Raw genomic sequence first — 5,116 nt, 5'->3', positions numbered from 1 at the left:
TCCATTAATAGTCGTAACTGCTGTGCCAGGCTGAGAACCTGAGCCATTAAAACTTCTATCCAAAACTCCAGATGGTGTAAACCGAGCAACTGCTGTTTGATATCCGCTAGGCTCATAAGTATAACCACCAATCACAACATTATTATTTACATCAATTGCTACACCACTCGCAACAGAATCAAAACCTATAAAATTATCAATTGCTGTGTAAGCTTTTCCAGTTTCATTAAAACTAGTGTCAAAAGTTCCATCAGCATTCAATTTAGCGACCGCAAATCTATTAAGTAGACCATCGTAAGTATATCCTGCAAGCACGATTTTACGATCTGAATCAATTGCGACACCAACGGCTCCGCTCTCCTGGCCAGAAATAATATCAAAATGACTAACTCCGGTTCCATTAAAATTAGTATCAAGCTCTCCACTAGGTGTTAACCGAGCAACAGCAAAATTGTTTTTTAATCCATCATACGCAGAGCCACCCAGAACAATACTATTATCAGATAAATCAATAACAACAGCAAAGGCATTACTTTCTTGTCCTGAAATAATAGAAAAGTGATTAACGCCGGTAGAATTAAAAGTTGTATCCAGAACTCCAGCGGCCGTCAACCTTGCGACTGCAAATTGATACTTTGATCCATTATAAGCATAACCACCAACAATGATCTTTCCATCTGAATCAATTCCAACAGATAAAGCCTCACAATGCTTATTGCTTGCTATAATAGAAAAAGAATAGATACCATCGGTGCCAAAAGTATTATCAAAATCTCCAGCCGATGTTAACTTTGCTATGGCAAATTGATTCATATTCGATACGTTGCGGGTAGTCCCTGCAACAATAATGGCATCATCTAATCCTATTACCACACTCATTGCATAACTATTTTTCCCAGTTACCATAGAAAATGACTTCATTCCGCTATTCCCAAAATTAGTATCCAAAGCTCCATCAGATAAAAATCTAGCAACTGCGAAATGTCCCAGGCTATCATACATAGAGGTCCCAACCAAAATAGCTCTTCCCTGCGAGTCTATGGCAACCGATTGCGCCCAGCTGTAATCTCCATCGACATTAACGACATTTGTCCCAGGCTCTATCCCGCGAGAGTTAAAACTAGTATCAAGAGGGTTTTGGTTAAGATCAATCAGAGCAGAATCCTTTGCCGCCCTAGATACAATTGAAGAAGCCGGAGTGCCTTTTGCAACGTTGTTTCCACCATTAGAAGTTGGACCATTGACACTTTTAGATATACCACTGTTTTTATGGGCAAGCGCATTTTGTAAAGCTACTGATTGTGGAGTTGTAAGATTTGCATAGATTCCATCACCAAAAAACAAACCTGACATCAGCAAACCATAAAAATATTTCTTCAACATACTTTTCCTTTTTTTAAAATGATTTATCGATCAAAAACTTTAAACCTTTTTTATTATTAGGATTCTTCTAAAACCCTAAAACAACTTGCTCCTCTCGATTTATTCCGATAGTCTTTTTGCATTAAAAAAATGGAAGAGATAAGATCTCCTCCATTTTGTTTAGAAACTTTAATTAAATATTTACACTCTGATCAGATATTTTTTTAGCTCTTTTTGCAGATAGCTTTTCTTTTAATGATAATTCGGGCAAAGATTTTTCAGAATATGTCACGGTTTGTGATTCAGCAAATTGAGACTCAAGCTCAATCTGCTGAATAGATATCCCATCTAAAAAACCACTATCATCACCAGGCACTTTTTGAGCCAATAAAAAAGATCGTTGCAAATATTTTGAGGCTTTTTCTTTATCAATACCTTTAACTACCGAAATTTCTTCAATTAAAAGCAATTCTATTTTTGATTTTAAATTACGCTCACCAAAAGAAAGTTCTTTAGTTTTAGAAATGATCTGTAGGTCTCGATAGATGTAGCAAAGCTTGAGTAAGTCACCAGACCGTAAATTTAATTGATACTTCTTATTGCGTCTATTCCAATTGTTAACACCAGCTTCATCACTGTTTTTTTTAACAGGCTCAGAAAGTAATTTGAACATAGAGTTCAAATCTTGCTCTGTACTTAATCTTCTAATTCCAACCGCTTCAATGCGATCCTCTGGAACCAATACTGCCATATCCTTGTTGAAAAATTTTAATTCATAAAAACTTGTTTGTTTGCCAGAAATGAGCCTTCTGACCAGTTTACTAATTAAGGCTACACCGTAGCCAGGATATACAACTTTTTCATCGACCAAGAACATAAGCTCTCCTTTTGAGGAAAAAACTTATCTCGACCTTCAAAACGTTATCCTTATTTTGAAGTCTTAATCATATCTAAATATTTCAGCTTTTAAAAGAGACGTCGATCAGATCGCACGATAGGTGCATAGCAGAAGGCTTTTTTTATGATTTTTTTAAAAATATTTCACCTTCTTGCGTAGCAAAAAAGTATCGAAGGATGGAACTTATGGTATGCTAAATTTTATTACGAAAGGCTTTATAAAATGAATATACTGTTCTTAAATGCCATTTTATGGAACACGATTAATGTTTTTCTATATAAAATTTTACTACAAACTCATCAGGTTTGTTTATTTTACATCATAAGCAAAGAACTGTTTGGAATCTCAGGAACCATATTTTCATCAGTATACTTTTTTATCAGCATGACTAATTTCGGGTTTGATTATTCATTGTTTTCATTTTATCAGCAATACAGCTCTAGCCAGCAGCAGTTTAGAAAACTTATTAATCAATATCTTGTTAGGTTTTTTATAACTTTAATCATAGTTTTAGGCTGCTTTGTTTTTCGTGATTTCTTAGCTCAATTTGGAGCGATCAATTTTTTTGTAAAAAATATTCCACCGACTCTTTTGCCATGTATCGCTTCCATTTTTATTACCGAGAGCTTAAAAAAATCTTTAGAAACTTTAGCTCAACTATCATTTTTAAATAAATCGATAACCATTCTTGAAATTAGCACCATCGTTAGCTATCTAAGCCTTGTCTGGGGCCTATACTTTATCCGTCGAACTATAGACCTGTATGGTATCTTTATCCCCATGATGCTGACATCATTTGTTGAGCTCATGCTGCTCATTAAAAGGTTACATTCTTTTTATAAATCACTTCCAATTAAAAACGAGCTCGCCGAGAAGTCGCCGCATCACTCCTCAATTATTTCAAACCAGTTAGTAAATTACATCAATCAGATAACCAAATCTTTATTTTCTCCAAACTTTTTAATTCTCTTTTTAGCCTACCGCCTCGGAATGGTCAAAGCTGGATACATAAAACTATTTACAGATATCATAATTTTGCTCTACATGCTTTTAAATCGATGCGTAGGCACTCCAAGCGGCGCACTGCTTTCTCGTTTGCCTCAAGGCACTATTTTAGATCAACAGGCAATCAAACAAGCCTTCCTTAAAATCACCAATGCCTATATCCAGCTTTTGTATGCACTGGCCATAACCATAGCTGCGGCGATAGCCCCATGCTTTCTTAAAAGCTCCTGTTTTCACCCAACCGTAACGATAAACATTCTTTTGTTTATACTGGCTGGATTTATAGAATATATCTTTATAACCTATGAAAAGATGTTTATAACTCAAAAAGCATCCAAATCACTTGCATTAATCAATGCAATCAGCGCCACCTGCTTAATTGCATCAATAAATTACTTTTCAAGTGCTAGTAATCTACAAAGCAGCCAGCTCACCCTTCTTCCAATTATTATAATCAGGCTCGTGACGGTAGGAACCGTAGCTTTAGTTGCTTATAAAAAATGGTCTATTTTCCCATCACTTCGCATACACCAAAAAACAGCCCTTATTTCTTTATCTACCTCACTTTTTTGCCTTTTTTTGCACTGTTTTCTCTAGAAACCATTGATTGCTTTCTTCATCTAGAGCCTTAAGCGAAAAAAAGATCCCAAAACTCTTGTTTTAAAGGTCTTTTTTAAAGTATCTTGTAAGCAGTTAAATTATATGTCCATAAAAAAGGAGAATCAAATGAAGATCAATAAAACAATTTTACTTGTAGCTCTTACGGCAATTGCAATCCCAGTTTCAGCAATACAGCCAAATAGAAGCGGAAATTTTGAGAAAGTAAGACCTTTAAGTCCAGCAGATGAAGAAAAAGTGGGTAATGTTACTTCCGCAGTCGTTGGTCTTCATAACGCAATCGTCGGATCATCTGAAGCTAAAGCAGCTGTGATGAAAGCTATGGCAAATCTATCAAACGCTAAAACCAAGGCGGAAATGGAGAGGCTTACAGCACAGTTGGGAATGGCTATAGCCAAACTTCAAAACGCTAGTTCTGCGGTTGAATCTGCAGTCGAGCAGGTTAAAAAAGTAAGTGCCCCAAACGTTCTTGGTACATCTGCTGCAAAACGAGCTGCTAATTTACCATTAGTAAATAAGGCTAAAACTGAAGCTGGTGAATCAATAAGTGGAGCAACTGCGATTATTGTAGGAGCTCAACAAAAGATTTCAAATACTTCTGGGTATAACTCAAATACTTCTGGGTATAACTCATAAAATATATCTATCTCACTCAATAAAAAAAGAAGGTTAAAAGCCTTCTTTTTTTGTGTCAAAAACAAGCGTTCATGTACCAACTCTAAAAATCCTTGTTTTTTTATTAGATTTGTAACTACTCTTTAAAACATGAGTATTTAATTTCAAAATAAAAAGGAGAACTTATTAAAAATCAAAGGCTTCATTTTTTCACATCTATCAAAAACCAACCGAAAGAATCTTATGATCTCTAAAAAAACAATTCTTTTTTCCACAGCCTTAGCACTCATGATTTCTCAAAGTATTTTACCAAGTATTACATTAACCACAGGCCAAGCACCATTGCTAGGTCTATGGGTTACTCCGGTGTACACAGGAAAACAATATGCTCTTACTCCAGGACCAAATGGCAACTTGGTTTTTACAGCAACCCCAAATATGGCAGGAAAAATAACAACATCAAACACAGGAGCTACATCTCCAGTTATAGCTTATAGTGTGGATTCAAATGGTTATCCCACATTTTATTCACAGCTTTCAATCTCACCAGACAATCTTGCCGCAATCAATACTGCTTTACTTAGTGGCATTTCGGTTAGAATAGAACAAGGTGTTACT

General features: G+C 35.6%; 5 protein-coding genes. 3 read left to right on the top strand and 2 right to left on the bottom strand.

Annotation, left to right across the window (positions count from 1 at the left end; translation table 11 throughout):
* Positions 1-1,383 (bottom strand): hypothetical protein (locus NTU89_03025; protein ID MCX5923518.1); only part of this gene is annotated, 1,383 nt, incomplete at its 3' end.
* A 172-nt stretch (positions 1,384-1,555) separates the two neighbouring features.
* Positions 1,556-2,239 carry a hypothetical protein gene (locus NTU89_03020; GenBank protein ID MCX5923517.1) on the bottom strand — a complete coding sequence of 228 codons (684 nt, stop codon included), beginning with the start codon at positions 2,237-2,239 and terminating at the stop codon, positions 1,556-1,558.
* 243 nt (positions 2,240-2,482) lie between these two features.
* On the opposite strand from NTU89_03020, the gene NTU89_03015 reads away from it, so the two are divergent.
* The 3 genes from NTU89_03015 to NTU89_03005 all read left to right on the top strand — a co-directional run.
* Positions 2,483-3,862: a hypothetical protein gene (locus NTU89_03015; GenBank protein ID MCX5923516.1), complete on the top strand. Its 1,380-nt coding sequence runs from the start codon at positions 2,483-2,485 to the stop codon at positions 3,860-3,862.
* 129 nt (positions 3,863-3,991) lie between these two features.
* Positions 3,992-4,519, top strand: a complete 528-nt coding sequence (locus tag NTU89_03010; protein ID MCX5923515.1) for a hypothetical protein — start codon at positions 3,992-3,994, stop codon at positions 4,517-4,519.
* Between the two features lie 222 nt (positions 4,520-4,741).
* A partial coding sequence (locus NTU89_03005; protein MCX5923514.1) for a hypothetical protein occupies positions 4,742-5,116 on the top strand: 375 nt, incomplete at its 3' end.

It is taken from the genome of Candidatus Dependentiae bacterium (genome assembly GCA_026389065.1).
Lineage (GTDB): Bacteria > Babelota > Babeliae > Babelales > Chromulinivoraceae > JACPFN01.
This window is presented reverse-complemented; position numbering and strand designations above follow the sequence as displayed.